Origin of the sequence: Allofournierella sp., from assembly GCF_048388525.1 — a bacterium.
Lineage (GTDB): Bacteria > Bacillota > Clostridia > Oscillospirales > Ruminococcaceae > BQOK01.
Genome location: NZ_DBGCTQ010000129.1, coordinates 1 through 19,597, shown reverse-complemented (window position 1 = coordinate 19,597; position 19,597 = coordinate 1). Strand labels below are relative to the sequence as shown.

Below are 19,597 nucleotides of genomic sequence, written 5' to 3'. Positions count from 1 at the left end.
GTGCAAGAAACAGGATAGGAGTGGACGCTTTTTATGATGAAGGTCAAGCCCGTAACCCTTGGCACCACCAGGCGCGAGAGCTTTTCCCGCATCGATGAGGTCATCGACATGCCGAACCTGATCGAGGTGCAGAAGAACTCATACCAGTGGTTTCTCAAAGAGGGCCTGAAAGAGGTCTTCCGGGACATTTCGACGATCGAAGACTACACCGGCAACCTGGTGCTCGACTTTATCGACTACCGGCTGGATTCCGAGCCCAAGTACTCCATCAAGGAGTGCAAGGAGCGCGACGTCACCTATGCGGCCCCGCTTCGCGTGAAAGCGCGTCTGCTGAACAAGGAGACCGGCGAGGTGAAGGAGCAGGAAATCTTTATGGGAGATTTCCCCCTGATGACCGACGCGGGCACTTTTGTGAACAACGGCGCCGAGCGGGTGATCGTGAGCCAGCTGGTACGCAGCCCGGGCGTTTACTTTGGCGAGAGCTACGACAAGACCGGCAAAAAGCTCTACACCGCCACCATGAACCCGAACCGCGGCGCCTGGCTGGAATACGAGACCGACTCGAACGACGTATTCTATGTGCGCATTGATAAAAACCGCAAGCTGCCGGTGACCGTGCTCATCCGTGCGCTGGGGCTTGGCTCTGATGTGCAGATCCGTGAGTTCTTCGGCGAGAATGAAAAGATCCTGGCCACCCTGGAAAAGGACACCACCACCAATGTGGAAGAGGGCCTGCTGGAAACCTATCGCAAGCTGCGCCCGGGCGAGCCCCCCACGGTGGAGAGCGCCCAGACCCACCTGAACAACCTGTTTTTTGACCCCCGCCGTTACGATTTGTCCCGTTTCGGCCGGTATAAAATGAACAAAAAGCTGGCCCTGGCCCGCCGGATCATGGGCTTTGTGGCCGCCCGCGACATTGTGGCTCCCCTGACCGGCGAGCTGCTGGCGACGGCGGGCGAAAAGATCACCCGCGAGGCGGCCGAGGCGGCCGAGGCGGCCGGTGTGAGCGTGGTGTATCTGGCGTTCGACGAGCGCGAGCTGAAAGTGGTGACCAACGGCACCGTGGACGCCGCCCCCTTCTTTGGGTTCGACGTGGAAGAATGCGGCATCAACGAAAAGGTGAACTTTGCCGAGATGCAGGCCATTCTTGAAGCTGCCGCCGGCGACGAGGCCGCCCAGAAAGAGCTGCTGGAAAAAAACCACGACAAGCTCATCTCCAAGACTGTGACCATCGACGACATTTTTGCCTCGATCAACTACCTGACCGGGCTGGACTACGGCGTGGGCGTGACCGACGATATCGACCATTTGGGCAACCGGCGCATCCGCAGCGTGGGCGAACTGCTGCAAAACCAGTTCCGCATCGGCTTTTCCCGCATGGAGCGGGTCATCCGCGAGCGCATGACCCTGCAGGCGCAGGATGCGGGCGAGGCGACCCCCCAGTCCCTGATCAACATCCGCCCGGTGGTGGCGGCCATCAAGGAATTTTTCGGTTCCAGCCCCCTGTCCCAGTTCATGGACCAGAACAACCCCCTGGCCGAGCTGACCCACAAGCGGCGCCTTTCGGCTTTGGGACCCGGCGGCCTGTCCCGCGACCGGGCGGGCTTTGAGGTGCGCGACGTGCACTACAGCCACTACGGCCGCATGTGCCCCATTGAAACGCCGGAAGGCCCGAACATCGGCCTGATCTCGTATCTGGCGACCTTTGCCAAGATCAACGAGTACGGCTTTGTGGAGGCGCCCTACCGCAAGGTGGATAAGGAAAAGGGCGTGGTGACCGACGAGGTGGTCTACATGACCGCCGATGTGGAGGACGAGTACGTGGTTGCCCAGGCCAACGAGCCCCTGGACGCCGAGGGCCACTTTATGAAGGCCCGCGTGAACGCCCGCCGCCGCGACGAGATCCTGGAGATCGAGCGGGAAAAGGTCGACTACATGGACGTTTCGCCCAAGATGGTGGTCTCGGTGGCCACGGCCATGATCCCCTTTTTGGAAAACGACGATGCCAACCGCGCCCTGATGGGCTCCAACATGCAGCGGCAGGCCGTGCCCCTGATGGTGACCCAGCAGCCCATTGTGGCCACCGGCATGGAATACAAGGCCGCCTGCGACTCGGGCGTGTGTATCCTGGCGAAAAACGACGGCACCGTGGAGCGGGTGGACGCCGACAAGATCGTGGTGCGCACCGGCAGGACCACCACCGACGAGTACGAGCTGATCAAGTTCATGCGCTCGAACCAGGGAACCTGCATCAACCAGCGGCCCATTGTGAACAAGGGCGACGAGGTGAAAAAGGGCCAGGTCATCGCCGACGGCCCCTCCACCAAGAACGGTGAGATCAGCCTGGGCAAGAACGCCCTGATCGGCTTTATGACCTGGGAGGGCTACAACTACGAGGACGCGGTCCTGATCAACGAAAAGATCGTGCGGGAGGACGTGTACACCTCCATTCACATTGAGGAGTACGAGATCGAGGCCCGGGAGACAAAGCTCGGACCCGAGGAGATCACCCGCGACATCCCGAACGTTGGCGAGGACGCGCTGAAGGATCTGGACGAGCGCGGCATCATCCGCATCGGCGCCGAGGTGGGCGCCGGGGACATTCTGGTGGGCAAGGTGACCCCCAAGGGCGAGACCGAGCTCACCGCTGAAGAGCGCCTGCTGCGCGCCATTTTCGGCGAGAAGGCCCGCGAGGTGCGCGACACCAGCCTGCGGGTGCCCCACGGCGAGTACGGCATCATTGTGGACGTGAAGGTGTTCACGCCCGACAACTGCGACGAGCTGCAGCCCGGCGTGCGCCAGGTGGTGCGCTGCTATATCGCCCAAAAGCGCAAGATCAGCGTGGGCGACAAGATGGCCGGCCGCCACGGCAACAAGGGCGTGGTGTCGCGCATTCTGCCCCAGGAGGATATGCCCTTCCTGGCCGACGGCACCCCGCTGGACATTGTGCTGAACCCGCTGGGCGTTCCCAGCCGTATGAACATCGGCCAGGTGCTGGAAGTGCACCTGGGCTACGCCGCAAAGGCGCTGGGCTGGAAGGTTATGACCCCGGTGTTTGACGGCGCGCACGAGGAGGACATCCGCGAGTGCTTCAGCCTTGCGCAGAAGGAGAACAGCGGCGAGGCGGCGAAGCCTTATCCCACAAAGCTCAACAAGATCATGAGCCCCACCGCCGGCCATGTGATCGATTTCAGCCAGATCGAGCTGGACGAGGACGGCAAGAGCACCGTGTACGACGGCCGTACCGGCGAACCGTTCGACAACCGGATTACCGTGGGGTATATGTATTACCTGAAGCTCCATCACCTGGTGGACGACAAGATCCACGCCCGCTCCACCGGCCCCTACAGCCTGGTGACCCAGCAGCCTTTGGGCGGCAAGGCCCAGTTCGGCGGCCAGCGGTTCGGCGAGATGGAGGTGTGGGCGCTGGAAGCCTATGGCGCGGCTTACACCCTGCAGGAGATCCTGACCGTAAAGTCGGACGATGTGGTGGGCCGTGTCAAGACCTACGAGGCCATTGTGAAGGGGCAGCCGGTGCCCAAGCCCGGCATTCCCGAGAGCTTCCGCGTGCTGATCAAGGAGCTGCAGAGCCTGGGCCTGGATGTGAAGGTGCAGGACTCCAACGGCGACGAGGTGGACCTGAAGCAGAACTTCGACGACGAGGAGCCCGGGTTCGATATGCGCGATCTGCCCATGGGCGAGGACGTGCTGATGGAGAACGAGCTGAGCGACGATTACAGCATCGAGGAAGCCGCGGGCGACCCTGATGCGGACGCCGGTTTCGATGAGCCGGACGAGGTGTTCGAGCCGGAAGAGATCCTGGCGGAGGACAGCGCCCTGGACGAGGAGTTCTGAGCGGCGGCCCCAGGCTTTCAAACACATCGAAACATGAGAATAAGGAAGGGTTCGTTTCATGGAATATAACGATTTCGCTTCGATCAAGATTGGGCTCGCCTCTCCCGACCAGATCCGCACCTGGAGCTACGGCGAGGTGAAAAAGCCCGAAACCATCAACTACCGCACCCTGAAGCCCGAGCGGGACGGCCTGTTCTGCGAACGCATTTTTGGACCCACCAAGGACTGGGAGTGCCACTGCGGCAAGTACAAGCGCATCCGCTATAAGGGCAAGATCTGCGACCGCTGCGGCGTGGAGGTGACCAAGGCCAAGGTGCGCCGCGAGCGCATGGGCCACATTGAGCTGGCCGCCCCGGTTTCGCATATCTGGTATTTCAAGGGAATCCCCAGCCGCATTGGCCTGATGCTGGACATCAGCCCCCGCCAGCTGGAAAAGGTGCTGTATTTTGCCAGCTACATCGTGACCGACCCCGGCTACACCCCGCTGGAAAAAAAGCAGCTGCTCACCGAAAAAGAGTACCGGGAGATGCGCGAGCGCTACGAGGATGAGTTCAAGGCCGCCATGGGCGCCGAGGCCATTAAGGAGCTGCTGGCCGAGATCGACCTGGATCAGCTGGCCGGCGAGCTGCGCGGCGAGCTGGAGGACGCCGGCGGCCAGAAGCGGGTGCGCATTCTGAAGCGCCTGGAGGTGGTGGAGGCGTTCCGCCACTCCGGCAACCGCCCCGAATGGATGGTGCTGGACGTGGTGCCCGTGATCCCGCCGGACATCCGGCCCATGGTCCAGCTGGACGGCGGCCGTTTTGCCACCAGCGACCTGAACGATCTGTACCGCCGGGTGATCAACCGCAACAACCGCCTGAAGCGCCTGCTGGAGCTGGGCGCGCCGGACATCATTGTGCGCAACGAAAAGCGCATGCTGCAGGAGGCGGTGGACGCGCTGATCGACAACGGCCGCCGCGGCCGCCCGGTCACCGGCCCCAACAACCGCCCGCTCAAGAGCCTGTCCGACATGCTGAAGGGCAAGCAGGGGCGCTTCCGGCAAAACCTTTTGGGCAAGCGGGTGGACTATTCCGGCCGTTCCGTGATCGTGGTGGGCCCCGAGCTGAAAATGTATCAGTGCGGCCTGCCCAAGGAAATGGCACTGGAGCTGTTCAAGCCCTTTGTGATGAAGGACCTGGTGGAAAAGGGCCTGGCCAACAACATCAAGTCGGCCCGCAAGATGGTGGAGCGCACCCGCACCGAGGTGTGGGACAGCCTGGAAACCGTGATTAAGGGCCACCCGGTGATGCTGAACCGCGCGCCCACCCTGCACCGCCTGGGCATCCAGGCCTTTGAGCCTGTGCTGGTGGAGGGCCGCGCCATCAAGCTGCACCCCCTGGCCTGCACCGCCTTCAACGCCGACTTCGACGGCGACCAGATGGCCGTGCACCTGCCCCTCTCGGTGGAGGCGCAGCGGGAGGCAAAGCAGCTGATGCTGGCCAGCGGCAACCTGCTGAAACCCAGCGACGGCGCGCCCGTGACCGTGCCCACCCAGGACATGATCCTGGGCAGCTATTACCTGACCATGGTGAACGAGGGCGACAAGGGCGAGGGCAAGGTCTTCCGCGACGAGGACGAGGCCATTATGGCCTACAGCGACAAGTCCATCACCCTGCAGGCCCGTATCAAGGTGCGCCGCACCCTGGAGGTAAACGGCGAAATGCGCAGCCGGCTGGTGGAGACCACCGTGGGCCGCATCATCTTCAACCAGCCCATCCCCCAGGATCTGGGATATGTGGACCGCACCGACCCGGAGACCATGTTCAACTTTGAGGTCGGGTTCCAGGTAACCAAAAAGAACCTGCCCGACATCATCAGCCGCTGCCTTGCGGTGCACGGCACCAAGACCACCAGCGAAATGCTGGACCGCATCAAGGCGCAGGGGTACAAGTACTCCACCATCAGCGGCATTACCGTGGCCGTGTGCGACGCGGTCATCCCGCCCTCAAAGCCCGAGCTTTTGGCCGAGGCCGACGAGCGGGTGTCGAAGGTGATCAAGCAGTTCAACCGCGGCCTGATCTCCAACGAGGAGCGCTACAACAGCGTGATCCAGATCTGGCAGGAGACCACCGACAAGGTGTCGAAGGCGCTGGCCGACAACCTGGAAGACCGCAACCCCATCTTTATGATGGCGGACTCCGGCGCCCGCGGCTCCATGAACCAGATCAAGCAGCTGGCCGGCATGCGCGGCCTGCTGGCCAACACCGCCGGCAAGACCATTGAGATGCCCATCCGCGCGAACTACCGCGAGGGCCTGAACATTCTGGAATACTTCGTTTCCAGCCGCGGCGCCCGCAAGGGCCTGGCCGACACCGCCCTGCGCACCGCCGACTCGGGTTACCTGACCCGCCGCCTGGTGGACGTGTCGCAGGATGTGATTATCCGCGAGGAGGACTGCGGCGCCGACCACGGCATCGTGGTGAGCGATATCCGCGAGGGCAAGGAGGAGATCGAATCCTTCCGCGAACGGCTGATCGGCCGCTTTGCCGTGGGCGACGTGACCGACCCGGCCACGGGCGAGGTGATCGTGCCCGAGGGCAAGATGATGGACCTGTTCGACGCCGAGAAGATCGGGGCCGCGGGCATTACCAGCCTGGAGCTGCGCAGCGTTTTGAGCTGCCGCTCGAAGCTTGGCGTGTGCGCCCACTGCTACGGCGCGAACCTTGCCAACGGCAACCCTGTGCACGTGGGCGAATCGGTAGGCGTGATCGCGGCCCAGTCCATCGGTGAGCCGGGCACCCAGCTGACCATGCGCACCTTCCACACCGGCGGCATTGCCTCGGCCGAGGACATCACCCAGGGCCTGCCCCGCGTGGAGGAGCTGTTCGAGAGCCGCCGCCCCAAGGCGCTGGCAATTATGACCGAGATCTCGGGCACCGCCCACATCGACGACAGCAAGAAAAACCGCCATGTGGTTGTGAACGGCGTGGACGAGAACGGCGCCCCCGCCGAGAAGAGCTACCTGATCCCCTTTGGCCAGCGCGTGCGCGTTTCCGAGGGCCAGCAGCTTGAAAAGGGCGATATGATCACCGAGGGCCACGCCTACCCCCACGATATCCTGGCCATCAAGGGCCGCACCGCCGTGGAAAACTACCTGATCCAGGAAGTGCAGAAGGTGTACCGCCTGCAGGGCGTGGAGATCAACGACAAACACATCGAGGTCATTGTGCGGCAGATGCTGCGCAAGGTCCGGGTGGACGACGCGGGCTCGACCAGCCTGATCGGCGGCGCTTTGGCCGACAAGATGAAGGTGGAGGAGCAGAACGACGCCATCCGCGAGCGCATGGCCGCGGGGGAAGAGGGGCTCAAGGAGGCGCAGTACACCCAGGTGCTGCTGGGCATCACCAAGGCTTCTCTGGCGACCGACAGCTTTATGTCCGCCGCGTCGTTCCAGGAGACCACCCGGGTGCTCACCGAGGCCGCCATCAAGGGCAAGGTGGACCCGCTCATGGGCCTGAAGGAGAACGTCATCATCGGCAAGCTCATCCCTGCGGGCACCGGCCTGGCAGAGGTGGAGGAGGAGCTGGTGCGCCGCGAGGCGGACCAGCTGGGCGCTGACCCCCTGCTGGTCATCAGCGAGGAGCCCGTCTTTGCCACCGTGGAACAGTAAAAGCAGCCCCGTTTGCGCCCCCGCCGTTTTGGCGGGGGCGCCTTTTGCTTTATGGGCTGCAGCGCCTGGCCGGACGCCTGGGCGGTGGGCGCAGCGCCGGGGCAAAGCGAGGGACGCTTTTGGGGCCACGCGCCCTGGCTGCGGCCCCAGGGGCGAAAAGCGCGGCCGCCCCGCTAAGCTTTTTGATTGCGCCGCAGGGAAAAGCACCAGAAAATGCAGGCATACGCAATAAAACGCGGGCCCGCATCGTTCCTTATAGTAGAGTGATGGGGAGGGGGAAGCTGTATGAAAAAGCGCGGCGTGTGCCTGCTGCTTGCGGTGCTGACGGCGATTCTGTGCGCCCCTGCCGGGACGGCGGCGGAGCAGCAGGGCGAGGCCGGGCAGATAGAGCTTGAAGTGCGCGGTCCGGCGGGGATGGCCCTGCAAAGGCTCACGGACGGCAGCGTGAGCAGCAAGTGCAGCTTTTCCGAAAAGGGCACGGTGGAGGTGCGCAGCAGCGAGGGGTTCGCGGGGCTTTACCTGATCTTCGACCGCCCCACCCGGTGGACCCTCGTTCACCAGGACGGTGGCGGGGAAGCCCGCGGCCAAAACGGGTTTCTGCACGAATACCTGCCCCTGGAACGCCCGGAATACCGGGTGGAGCTTGTTCTGCCCGAGGGGGCGGTTCTGTGCGAGGTGCAGGCCTTCGGGCAGGGGACGCTGCCCGCCCGGGTGCAGGTGTGGCAGCCGCCCTGCGAGAGGGCGGACCTGTTGGTGCTGCCCACCCACGCGGACGACGAGCACCTGTGGTTCGGCGGCGCGCTGCCCTACTATGCGGGCGAAAAGGGGTACGACGTGCAGGTGGCGTATATGACCAACCACTGGGGCGAACCCTGCCGCCCCCACGAATTGCTGGACGGGCTGTGGACGGTGGGGGTGAGGCATTACCCTGTGGTCTCAGAGTTTGCAGACCTTTATGCCTCCAAGGAAAGCCTGGAAGCCGCCCGCGAGGTGTACGACGAACAGGCGGTTACCGCCTGGCAGGTGGAGCAGCTGCGGCGGTTCGAGCCGCTGGTGGTGCTGGGGCACGATGTGAACGGGGAGTACGGCCACGGTGCGCACCGGCTCAACGCGGCCACCCTGCTGAAAGCGCTGGAAATGAGCGGCGACCCGGCTGTTTTTCCCCGGAGCGCCGCGCTGTATGGGACCTGGCAGGTGCAGAAGTGCTACCTGCACCTCTGGCCGGAAAACACGGTGCAGATGGAGTGGGGCGAAATGCCGCTGCAGACCTTTGGCGGAAAAACCGCGCTGGAAATGGCCGCTGAGGGCTTTGCCTGCCACGCCAGCCAGACCCAATGGTTTGAGGTGAGAGCGGGCGGAAAAAACGACTGCCGGAAGTTCGGGCTGGCTTTCAGCGCGGTGGGCCCGGATCAGGAAAAGAAGGACTTTTTTGAACATACCGACCGGGGGAGCACAAATTGAGCCACAACACGGAGCAAAAATACATCTATCACGCGCCGAAATGGCACGTGCGGCCGGGCGCCGGAGCGGCCCAGGCCCCCGGGAACGGCCGGGAGACACACCGAAATCATCCGGTGCGGCGGGGGCTGGCGGTACTGGGGGTGCTGCTGGTATTTCTGGCAGCCTTTCTGCTGGCGGCGGTCTGGATGATCTGCAGGGGCCCCAGCCCGGCGGCCCGGGACCTGCTTGTGAACACGGTGATGGAGACCAGCGCCGCCAAATTTGTGGCCCGCATCTTTTTGAGCGAAGAGGAGGTGCAGGCCATCCTGGACCGCAACGGCGTGCTGGAAACGGGCGAGGTGACCAGTGAAACCGGAGCGTTTGAAGCGCCGGAGGAGAGCGTGCCCCCCGAGACCATTGAGCTGCACGAGGTGAACGGGGGCAGCTTCAAGGGCAAGATGATGGTGGTGCACGACCCAGGCCGCGTGCGGGTGGCGGCGCTTGCAAGCTTTGACGCCGAGGGCCAGGGCAAGAAGCTGGCCGACCTGGTGGCGCAGGAGGGGGCGGTGGCCGGAATCAACGGCGGCGGCTTTGCCGACGAGGGCGGCGTTGGCAGCGGCAGCGTGCCGCTGGGCATCGTGATCCAGAACGGAATGCTGCGGGCCGGAAGCCTGACGGCAAGCTATTCGGTGATCGGTTTTGACCGGGAAGACCGCCTGGTGGTGGGCCGCATGACCGGCCAGCAGGCGCTGGACAAGGGCCTGCGGGACGCCATCAGCTTTGGGCCGGCGTTTATTGTGAACGGCAAGGCGGCCGAGATTTCGGGCACGGGCGGCGGGCTGAACCCGCGCACTGTAATCGGCCAGCGGGCCGACGGCGCGGTGCTGCTGCTGGTGATCGACGGGCGGCAGCCCCAGAGCCTGGGGGCAACCTATCAGGACTGCGTACAGGTGATGCAGGAATGGGGCGCGGTGAACGCCGCGAACCTGGACGGCGGATCCAGCACCCAGATGATCTATGAGGGGGAGACCGTGAACGTGTGCGCCTCGCTGTATGGGCCCCGCAGGCTGCCCACCGCCATTGTGGTGGATGCGGTGCAGGAGGGCGGAAATGAGTAAAAAAAGGCAGGGGACAAGACCCTTTTGGCCCTGGCTGCTGGGCCTGGCCTTCGTGCTGGCCCTGGCGGGGGCCATCGGCCTGGGATGGATCTGGCGTGCGCTGGAGCGATACGAGGCCGCCACCCCGGAGGCAGCCATTATCGCCTGCATCCGGGCGGTGCAGGCGGGCGGCGAAGTGCCGGAGCCGCCCTATGAGCTGCTGCCGGGCCGTTTTTGCAGCGAAAAGGACTACTGGGCCGCCGCTGAAAAGCAGATGGCGGCGCTGCCGGACAGCCGCGACGAGCTGCGCTTTTTCCGCACGGCGCAGGGGGAGGCCGTGCGCTACACCGTGACCACGCAGGAGGGGCAAAAGGCAGAGTTTTTGCTGTATCCCCAGCAGGGCGGCTGGCGGGCGTGGCCCATTGCCCCGGCACTGCCGGACTATAGTTTCACAGCCCCCGCGGCGGCGCGCCTGTGGGTGAACGGCGTGCCGCTGAGCGATGCCGAGAAGGTGGGCGGCACGGCGGCCCCCGGTTTTGAGGCACTGGGCGAAACGGCCCCGCAGGTGTATACTTATCAGGTAAGCGGCCTGCTTGCGCCCCCGGAACTGACCGCCGAGAGCGACGAGGGCGAGTGCCTGGTGGAGTGGAGCGGCGAGCGCGCCGCCCATGTGGAGGTAAAGCTGGCGGGCGAGGCCGCGGACGAACTGGCGGCGTTTTTGGAACAGGCGGCCCGGGTATACGCGGCGTTCGTTTCCAACGACGCGGCGTTCAGCGAGCTTTCGCCGCTGCTGGTGAAGGACACGGCTTTTTATCACGACCTGCGCACCTTTGATTCCCACTGGTATGTGAGCCATGATTCGGTGGAGTTTGAGGAAATGCAGGTGCTGGAGCTGGCCAGCGCAGGCGGGGAGGCGGCCAGCGGCACGGTGAGCTTTACCTATGTGGTGAAAAAAGAGGGGCTGAAGCCCCGCAGCTACCCCTCCTGCTACCGCATGTGCGCGGTGCGGCGGGACGGGGCGTGGAGATTGCTGGCACTGCAGGTCAAATGAACCGGCGCGGCGCCGGAAAAACGGAAAGGACGGGTGAAGCGCGAGATGCAGCCCAAAGAAATTGAGATCCCGGAAAAGGTGCGGCAGGTTTTGCACAATTTGCAGCGAAACAACATGGAAGCGGCATATGTGGATCGGAAGGAGGGGGCGGCGCCCGCCGTTCAGGCCCTGCTGCGCCCGGGCGACAGGATCGCCGTGGGGGGCTCGGCCACCCTGGAGCAGACCGGGGTGCTGGAGCTGGTGCAAAGCCCGGAGTACCGGTTCATCGACCGGTATGAAGAGAACCTGGGCGAAGCGCAGAGAAAAGAGCGGCTGCGGGCAGCGTTTGAGGCTGACGTTTTGCTGTGTTCGGCAAACGCCATTTTAGAGAGCGGAGAGCTGTACCAGGTGGACGGCCTGAGCAACCGCATCGCACCCCTTGTATACGGGCCGGACCGGGTGATCGTTGTGGCGGGCGTGAACAAGATCGTGGAGGACCTTGCGCAGGCGGCCCACCGGGTGAGGGCGGTCACCGCGCCGGCCATTGTAAAAAAGTGGGGCCTGGACGCGCCCTGTATCCATGCGGGCGGCTGTGTGGCGGAGGGCGGCGAGCTGGGCAGGGGCTGCATGTGCGACGCGCGGCGCTGCTGCAACTTTTTGGTGATGGGCCGCCAGCGGGTCAAGGGGCGCATCCGGGTGATCCTGGTGGGGGAAGCGCTGGGGTTTTGAGCAGAATGGCGGAAAAAGAGGAAAGAAGGGGGGCGGCTTTGCCTTGCTGACCAAAGAAAAACAAAAGCTCCGGCTGCAGGCGCTGGAATGGGCGCTGTGCGCGCTGGGGGTGCTGGCGGTGAGCCTGAGCCTTGCCCTGGCGCGGGTGGAAACCTGCGATTACGTTTCGGTAAACGGGGATTTTCAGAGCTACAATGTGTTCCGGCGCACTCTGGCCGGGCAGACGCCCTATGTGGATTTTGCAAACTATGTGGGCATGGCCCCGGTGGTGCTGAACCTGCCGCTGGTGGCGCTGAACAACAGCTTTGCAAACAGCCTGTTTGTGACCAATTTCACCGCGGCGCTGCTGTTCAGCGTTACAGTGCTGCTGGTGTTTTGGCTGGTCGCCCGCTCGCGCCCCGCCGCCCTGCTGGCGGCGGTGTTCTTTGTGAAGTTCTGCTCGTCCGGGCTGCTGGGCACCCTGCTGGGGGCGCGGCTGGGGGGCTATTTGACCGGGCTGTTCGAGAGCCTTTATACCCCCTCGAACTCCATGCGCATTGCGCGGCTGTTTTTGCCGTTTTTGATGGCGGGCGCGGCGCTGATGTGGCTGAAAGCCCGCCGCTGCGGCCTGGAAGGGGACGCGCTGCAGCAGGCCCTGGCGCGGCGGGCACCCTGCCTTGTATGGGGGCTCGCGGCGGGCCTGGGGGTGAGCTGGAGCAACGATTTTGGCCTGGCCTGCCTTTTTTGCCTGACGGTCTTGTTTGTGCTGGTGCAGGCGCTGCGCCTGTGGGCGGGCTGGCGGGCGTTTGCCGCGCGGCTGGGGATTTATCTGGCCGGAGCGCTGGGCGGCGCCGCCGTGAGCGCCTGCCTTGCTTCGGGAGGGCACCCGCTGGCCTATCTGCGCTTTACCCGGGACGTGGGAGGCTGGCAGTATTTTTACTTCAACGGCACCGGCGGGCGGGCCATGCTGCTTTACCTGCTGGAAACCCCGCGCTTGTGGGCCTTTGCGCTGCCGGCCGCGGCATTTTTGGCATGGTGCCTGACGCGCCTTTGGCAAAAGCGCCTGACCGACCGGCAGCTGGTGCTGGGCTTTTTGGCGTTCGCCATCCTGGCTGCCACGGGCGCGTATACCGTGAGCGGCAGCGGCTACAATTTTAAAGAAGCTCTGGAAGGGTACACCTGGCTTGCCCTGTTCGCGCTGGCGGCGCGGGGGCTGGTGCGGCTGACCCGGCGCGCTGCCCGCCTGCGGGACGGCGCTTTGCGCCTGGCGGCCGCCGGCCTTGCCCTGGTGCTGGCGGTGCTGGCAGTGCGGGACGCCGCCGGCTGGAAAAACGCGGAGCATAAGGGGGAATACATCCCCGCGCTGGGCGGCTGGTGCGAGTACACCCGGGCGCTGGTGGACGCCCCGGCCCTGACCGGCGCGGCGCCGGTGTTCTCGGCCTATGCCACCGGCCTTGAAACGGTGGAGGGGACTTTTCAGCCCACCGGCTGCGATTACATCATTCACGCCCTGGGCGAGGAGCGCAGGGCGGCCTATCTGGCCGAGTTTGAGCGGGGGGCGTACCCCTATGCCCAGACCCCGTGCCTGGAGCTGGAAAATTGGCTGACCGCCCAGAATTGGGACTTTTACCGGGAGCTGTGGGCCGGGTATGAGCGGGTGAGCGATACCGAGTACAGCTGGCTGTGGCGCAGGTGCGGCGACCGCGCCCTGCCGATCCGGGCGCAGGCGGCGGTGGAGCAGCTGGACGAGGGTACGGTGCAGATCACGGTCAGTGCGCCGGGAAGCGAAACGTTCACCGCGGATCTGGAAATCGTGTACGACACGGCGTTTACCGGCGGCTGGGGGGCCTTTGTTTCGCTGGGGCGGCGGCTGGTGAGCTTTGGCACGCCCGTGTTTGGGGATATGCCCGGGGTGGGAGCGAACCTGCCGGCGGCGGGGCGCGCGTACCTGCCGGTGCGGGTGGAAAACGGCAGCGGCACCGTGACCCTGTGGGCCCAGGACAACGCGTATGTTCGCCTGACGGTGCAGAGCGCCCAGGTGGTGCGGGCGCTGCCCGCCATGAATCTGTATGAGCGGAGCGGGGAGGGAAAAGGGCTTTGAGGCAATGGGCAAAACGCGCGGCGTGGCCCGTGGCAGGCCTTGCGTTGGGGCTGGCGGTGTTCCTGGCGGTGTATGGGCCGCTGCCGCTGGAGGTGACGAACGATTCCTGGCTGCTGGGGGGATACGTGGAGACCGACCTGCTGCAGCACTATGCCGGGTGGCTGGCCATTAAAAACCAGGGCCTTTCCTGGCCGCTGACCTTTACTGCCGGGCTGGACTGGCCCGTGGGGGGCGCGGCCGCCCTGGCCGACTGCATTCCGCTGCTGGCGGTGCCCTTTGGCCTTGTTCGCGCCTGGCTGCCCGCTACCTTTCAGTATTTTGGGTGGTTTGTGTGCGGCAGCCTGATGCTGCAGGGGGAGGCCGCGGTGCGGCTGGTGCGGCTGTTCACCAAAAGGGCGCCCTGCGCGCTGGCGGGGGCGGCGCTGCTGTGCGTTTCGCCCGTTTTGCTGGAACGGGCGTTCCGGCACACCGCCCTTTCGGCCCACTGGCTGATCCTGTACGCCCTTTATCTCTATTTCAAAAGCGCCCGCGGCGGGTTTGCAAAAATGCCGGCGGGTGGGTTTATCGCCCTGGCCGCGCTGGCGGCGGCGATCCACCTGTATTTTGTGCCCATGGTGCTGGCGATCGCCCTGGCCTGCGGCATTTCGGCGGGGCTGGCGGCACGCCGCTGGCGCGGGCCGCTTTTGGGGGTGGGGAGCGCCGTGCTGGCGGCGCTTGCCGCAGCCTGGGCGCTGGGCTTTTTTTCGGTAAAAGGCAGCGAGGCGGGCGGCTACGGGAGCTTTGGCATGAACCTGAATGCGCTGTGGAACCCGGTGAGCCTGGACTGGAACTGGTGGGTGCCCGGCCAGGGGCAGCTTTGCTGGTCCCGGGTGCTGCCCGTGCGGCCGCTGGCGGGGAACAGCCTGGAGGCCTTTAATTACCTGGGGCTGGGGCTGCTGGCCGCCGGCGCTGCGTGCGGCGCTGCGCTGCTGGGGGCCCTGGCGCTGAAAAGGCTTGCCCCGCGCAGGCTTTGGCGCTTTGCAAAAAGGCACCTGCCGCTGGCCGCGGTGTGCGCGCTGCTCACGGCCTTTGCGGTGAGCAACGTGGTGACGGCCAACAGCCGCACCCTGCTGGAGCTGCCGCTGCCCGGGCCGCTGCTGGCGCTGTGCGACGTGTTCCGGGCCAGCGGCAGGATGTTCTGGCCGGTGTGGTATCTGCTGGCGCTGGCCGCCGTGGTGCTGCTGGCCAGGCTGCCCCGCAAGGGGATGGCCGCCGGCACGCTGGCGCTGGTGCTTGCGGTGCAGCTGTTTGATCTGTCCGGCGCGCTGGGGCAGAAAAGGGCTTGGTTTGCCGGGGTGCAGGCCCAGCCGCCTGCCGCGGTGCTCACGCAGGAGGAAGAAGCCCTTTTGGCGGGCGCCGCGGGCTTTTTTGCACTGGAGGCGTGCGCGGACCGGCCGCTGGCCGCGGCGGTGCAGCGCTGCGGCCCCGCCACGAACATCCGCCTGCTGGCGCGGGGCAGCGGCGAGGCGCTGGAGGCGCGGATCGGCCAGGTGCGCGAGGCGCTGCTGCAGGGGGAACAGCCCCTGCCCGGCACGGTGTATTACACCGCCGACGAAGCCCTGGCGGACCAGGTGGCCGCCCGGTTCCCGGCGGGGCGGAAAACCTTGTTTTATCAGGGCTGGCTGCTGTGTTTGGGGTAAAAAAGACCATTTTAGCCCCGGATTTTGAAAATTCAGTGTTTTGAACAAGGATTTTCGGAAAATACTGTTGACATAGACAATCGCAGTGTGTAAAATGAAACTGTTGCGCCCCCTGGCCCCACTATGCCATTTTCGGCGTGGAAAAGCCTTTGGCCCGCAGCGAAACATCAACAAAGAAAGGAGAACACAATGCCTACTTTTAACCAGCTCGTACGCAAAGGCCGCGAGGTGTCTGTCCGCAAGTCTACCGCCCCTGCTTTGCAGAAGGCCTACAACTCTTTGGACAAGTCCTACAGCAACGCCAACAGCCCGCAAAAGCGCGGTGTGTGCACTGCTGTTCGTACCATGACCCCCAAAAAGCCGAACTCTGCCCTGCGTAAGGTAGCCCGTGTCAAGCTCACGAATGGTATCGAGGTAACCTCTTACATTCCGGGTATCGGCCACAACCTGCAGGAGCACAGCGTCGTACTGATCCGCGGCGGCCGTGTGAAGGACCTGCCTGGCGTTCGTTACCACATCATCCGTGGTACCCTGGACACCCAGGGCGTGGCGAATCGCAACCAGGCCCGTTCCAAGTACGGTGCGAAGCGCCCCAAGGCCGGTGCAGCCAAGAAGTAATCAAACGTATACCCCGCCATCAAAGGCTTTCATATATATGGTTGCCTTTTTGCATGGCACAACGGGAGTTTATTGCTTTCGAGTACCGATGATATCATTCTGTGAAGGAGGGAAGAAAGATGCCTAGAAGAGGTAACATTGCAAAGCGGGACGTTCTGGCGGACCCGCTGTACAATTCCAAAATGGTCACTCGCCTGATCAACAGCATCATGCTGGACGGCAAGAAGGGCGTCGCTCAGAAAATCGTTTACGATGCGTTTGAGATCGTAAAGGAAAAGACCGGTAACGATCCTTTGGAGATGTTCGAGAAAGCGCTCGAGAACATCATGCCCAGCCTGGAAGTCAAGGCCCGCCGCGTGGGCGGCTCCACCTATCAGGTGCCCCTGGAAGTGCGGCCTGAGCGCCGCGAAACCCTGGGCCTGCGCTGGCTCACCACCTATGCCCGCGCCCGCAATGAGCGCACCATGCGCGAGCGGCTGGCCAACGAGATCATGGACGCTGTGAATGGTACCGGCAACGCTGTGAAGAAGCGCGAGGATACCCACAAGATGGCCGACGCCAACAAGGCGTTCGCCCATTACCGTTATTGATCCCGTCTGGATTTTTAGGAGGTTAATATGCCAAGAGACGTTTCTCTGGAAATGACCAGAAACATCGGCATTATGGCGCATATCGACGCAGGCAAAACCACTACCACCGAGCGTATCCTGTATTACACTGGTGTAAACCACAAGATCGGTGAAACGCACGATGGCGCGGCCACCATGGACTGGATGGCGCAGGAGCAGGAGCGTGGTATTACCATTACTTCTGCCGCCACCACCTGTTACTGGAGCCACACGGAGCTGCTGAGCGATCCCGCCGCTGCCAAGAAAAACCGGCACCGGATCAACATCATCGACACCCCAGGCCACGTGGACTTCACCGTAGAGGTGGAGCGGAGCCTGCGCGTGCTGGACGGTTCTGTGACCGTGCTGTGCGCCAAGGGCGGTGTGGAGCCCCAGTCCGAGACTGTGTGGCGCCAGGCCGACAAATACCGCGTGCCCCGCATGGCCTACGTGAACAAGATGGACATCATGGGCGCCGATTTTTACCGCGTTGTGAAAATGATGCGCGAGCGCCTGAAGTGCAACGCGGTGCCCATTCAGCTGCCCATCGGCAAGGAAGATGACTTCAAGGGCATTATCGACCTGATCGATATGACCGCGGACATCTATTACGACGATATGGGCACCGACATCCGCGTGGAGCCGATCCCCGAGGATATGAAGGAGCTGGCCGAGCAGTATCGCGCCGAGCTGCTGGAGGCGGTTGCCGAGGGCGACGAAGAGCTGATGATGAAGTACCTGGAGGGCGAGGAGCTCACCCGGGAAGAGATCAAAAAAGCCCTGCGCCATGAGACCATCGACAACACCATCGTGCCCGTGACCTGTGGTACTTCTTACCGCAACAAGGGCGTGCAGAAGCTGCTGGACGCGATTGTGGACTATATGCCCGCCCCGACCGACATCGAGGACATCAAGGGCACTGACCCCAAGACCGGCGAAGAGACCAGCCGCCCGTCCTCGGACGACGCGCCCTTCTCCGCCCTGGCCTTTAAGATCGCCACCGATCCGTTTGTGGGCAAGCTGTGCTTCTTCCGCGTCTATTCCGGCAAGGTGGACGCCGGCAGCACCGTGTTCAACTCGGTGAAGGACAACAACGAGCGCATGGGCCGCATTCTGCAGATGCACGCCAACCACCGGCAGGACATTGAGACCTGCTACGCCGGTGACATTGCCGCCGCGGTGGGCCTGAAGAACACCACCACCGGCGACACCCTGTGCGACCCCAAGCACCCCGTGATCCTGGAGAGCATGGAGTTCCCCGAGCCCGTGATCCGCGTTGCCATTGAGCCCAAGACCAAAGCTGGTCAGGAGAAGATGGGCATTGCGCTGAACAAGCTGGCCGAAGAGGACCCCACCTTCCGGACCTGGACCGATGAGGAAACCGGCCAGACCATTATCGCCGGCATGGGTGAGCTGCACCTGGAGATCATTGTGGACCGCCTGCTGCGCGAGTTCAAGGTGGAAGCCAACGTGGGCGCGCCCCAGGTGGCCTACCGCGAGTGCATCCGCCGGCCCGCTTCCTCCAATACCAAGTATGCGCGCCAATCCGGTGGTAAGGGCCAGTACGGTCACTGCATCATCGACATTGAGCCCGGCGAGCCCGGCAAGGGCTACGAGTTCGTGAACGCTGTTGTGGGCGGCGAAGTGCCCAAGGAGTTCATCGGACCCATTGACCAGGGCATCCAGGGCGCCATGAAGGCCGGCATTCTGGCCGGCTACCCCGTGGAGGATGTGAAGGTGACCCTGAAGGGCGGCTCGTACCACGAGGTCGACTCTTCGGAAATGGCGTTTAAGATCGCCGGTTCCATGGCGTTTAAGGACGCTATGACCAAGGCGGATCCCGCCATTATGGAGCCCATCATGAAGGTCGCGGTGATTGTGCCCGACGACTACATGGGCGACGTGATCGGCGATCTGAACGCCCGCCGCGGCCAGATCCAGGGCATGGAAGCCCTGACCGGTTCGCAGCAGATCAATGCGTTCGTGCCCCTGTCGAACATGTTCGGTTACTCTACCGACCTGCGCAGCAAGACCCAGGGCCGCGGCCAGTATTCCATGGAGCCCAGCCACTATGCCGAGGTTCCCAAGAATATTGCCGAAGGCATTATGGCCGGCCGCAAGAAGGACTGAGCCGCGGGCGGCCCGGAGCGGCGCAAAACGCCAAATATCACTTGATTTTTGGCACGAGTTCTAGTATCATAACCATAGGTTCAAACGGTTCTAAAAAAGGAGGATAAATTAAAATGGGCAAAGCTAAATTTGAGCGCAACAAACCCCATGTCAACATTGGCACCATCGGCCACGTTGACCACGGCAAGACCACCCTGACTGCCGCCATCACCAAGGTGCTGGCCATGAAGGGCGACGCCGAATTCACCGATTACGCCAACATCGATAAGGCTCCCGAGGAGCGTGAGCGCGGCATTACCATCAACACCTCCCACGTGGAGTACCAGACCGACAACCGTCACTATGCCCACGTGGACTGCCCGGGCCACGCCGACTACGTGAAGAACATGATCACCGGCGCTGCCCAGATGGACGGCGCGATCCTGGTGGTGTCTTCCGCCGACGGCCCCATGCCCCAGACCCGCGAGCACATCCTGCTGTCCCGCCAGGTGGGCGTGCCCTACATCGTGGTCTTCATGAACAAGGTGGACCAGGTGGACGACGAGGAGCTGCTGGATCTGGTGGAGATGGAGATCCGCGATCTGCTGACCGAGTACGAGTTCCCCGGCGACGACACCCCCATCATCAAGGGCAGCGCGCTGAAGGTGCTGGAGTCCAGCTCCACCGACGTGAACGCCCCCGA

Annotated in this window: 12 protein-coding genes; all 12 read left to right on the top strand. The window is 63.7% G+C overall.

Annotation, left to right across the window (positions count from 1 at the left end; genetic code table 11):
• The first annotated feature begins 33 nt into the window (after positions 1-33).
• Positions 34-3,855 carry a DNA-directed RNA polymerase subunit beta gene (locus tag ACMLHZ_RS15480; protein WP_418668561.1) on the top strand — a complete coding sequence of 1,274 codons (3,822 nt, stop codon included), beginning with the start codon at positions 34-36 and terminating at the stop codon, positions 3,853-3,855.
• 58 nt (positions 3,856-3,913) lie between these two features.
• Positions 3,914-7,504: a DNA-directed RNA polymerase subunit beta' gene (gene rpoC / locus ACMLHZ_RS15475; protein ID WP_418668560.1), complete on the top strand. Its 3,591-nt coding sequence runs from the start codon at positions 3,914-3,916 to the stop codon at positions 7,502-7,504.
• A 285-nt stretch (positions 7,505-7,789) separates the two neighbouring features.
• Positions 7,790-8,965, top strand: a complete 1,176-nt coding sequence (locus tag ACMLHZ_RS15470; protein WP_418668559.1) for a PIG-L deacetylase family protein — start codon at positions 7,790-7,792, stop codon at positions 8,963-8,965.
• Positions 8,962-10,062, top strand: coding sequence for a phosphodiester glycosidase family protein (locus ACMLHZ_RS15465; protein ID WP_418668558.1), 1,101 nt, complete (start codon positions 8,962-8,964; stop codon positions 10,060-10,062). The genes ACMLHZ_RS15470 and ACMLHZ_RS15465 overlap by 4 nt, the downstream gene beginning before the upstream one ends.
• On the top strand, positions 10,055-11,092 hold the full coding sequence (locus ACMLHZ_RS15460; protein WP_418668557.1) for a hypothetical protein: 1,038 nt from the start codon (positions 10,055-10,057) through the stop codon (positions 11,090-11,092). Before ACMLHZ_RS15465 ends, ACMLHZ_RS15460 begins: the two co-directional genes overlap by 8 nt.
• A gap of 45 nt (positions 11,093-11,137) precedes the next feature.
• Positions 11,138-11,800 (top strand): lactate utilization protein, encoded by a 663-nt coding sequence (locus tag ACMLHZ_RS15455; RefSeq protein ID WP_418668556.1) that lies wholly within the window; start codon positions 11,138-11,140, stop codon positions 11,798-11,800.
• Between the two features lie 43 nt (positions 11,801-11,843).
• A complete protein-coding gene (locus ACMLHZ_RS15450; RefSeq protein ID WP_418668555.1) occupies positions 11,844-13,880 on the top strand; it encodes a hypothetical protein in 2,037 nt (678 codons plus the stop codon).
• Positions 13,877-15,559 carry a DUF6311 domain-containing protein gene (locus ACMLHZ_RS15445; protein WP_418668554.1) on the top strand — a complete coding sequence of 561 codons (1,683 nt, stop codon included), beginning with the start codon at positions 13,877-13,879 and terminating at the stop codon, positions 15,557-15,559. Before ACMLHZ_RS15450 ends, ACMLHZ_RS15445 begins: the two co-directional genes overlap by 4 nt.
• 189 nt (positions 15,560-15,748) lie before the next feature.
• Positions 15,749-16,177 (top strand): 30S ribosomal protein S12, encoded by a 429-nt coding sequence (gene rpsL, locus ACMLHZ_RS15440; protein WP_177522824.1) that lies wholly within the window; start codon positions 15,749-15,751, stop codon positions 16,175-16,177.
• 119 nt (positions 16,178-16,296) lie between these two features.
• Positions 16,297-16,767 (top strand): 30S ribosomal protein S7, encoded by a 471-nt coding sequence (rpsG, locus tag ACMLHZ_RS15435; RefSeq protein ID WP_177563909.1) that lies wholly within the window; start codon positions 16,297-16,299, stop codon positions 16,765-16,767.
• 27 nt (positions 16,768-16,794) lie between these two features.
• Entirely contained in the window at positions 16,795-18,915 is a 2,121-nt protein-coding gene (gene fusA / locus ACMLHZ_RS15430; RefSeq protein ID WP_418668553.1) for an elongation factor G, read from the top strand.
• A 113-nt stretch (positions 18,916-19,028) separates the two neighbouring features.
• Positions 19,029-19,597 (top strand): GTP-binding protein (locus ACMLHZ_RS15425; protein WP_418668552.1); only part of this gene is annotated, 569 nt, incomplete at its 3' end.

Bases quoted from the DNA above. Each gene is read 5' to 3' on its own strand.
- ACMLHZ_RS15480 (WP_418668561.1), top strand. From the start codon at position 34: ATGATGAAGGTCAAGCCCGTAACCCTTGGCACCACCAGGCGCGAGAGC.
- rpoC (WP_418668560.1), top strand. From the start codon at position 3,914: ATGGAATATAACGATTTCGCTTCGATCAAGATTGGGCTCGCCTCTCCC.
- ACMLHZ_RS15470 (WP_418668559.1), top strand. From the start codon at position 7,790: ATGAAAAAGCGCGGCGTGTGCCTGCTGCTTGCGGTGCTGACGGCGATT.
- ACMLHZ_RS15460 (WP_418668557.1), top strand. From the start codon at position 10,055: ATGAGTAAAAAAAGGCAGGGGACAAGACCCTTTTGGCCCTGGCTGCTG.
- ACMLHZ_RS15455 (WP_418668556.1), top strand. From the start codon at position 11,138: ATGCAGCCCAAAGAAATTGAGATCCCGGAAAAGGTGCGGCAGGTTTTG.
- rpsL (WP_177522824.1), top strand. From the start codon at position 15,749: ATGCCTACTTTTAACCAGCTCGTACGCAAAGGCCGCGAGGTGTCTGTC.
- rpsG (WP_177563909.1), top strand. From the start codon at position 16,297: ATGCCTAGAAGAGGTAACATTGCAAAGCGGGACGTTCTGGCGGACCCG.
- fusA (WP_418668553.1), top strand. From the start codon at position 16,795: ATGCCAAGAGACGTTTCTCTGGAAATGACCAGAAACATCGGCATTATG.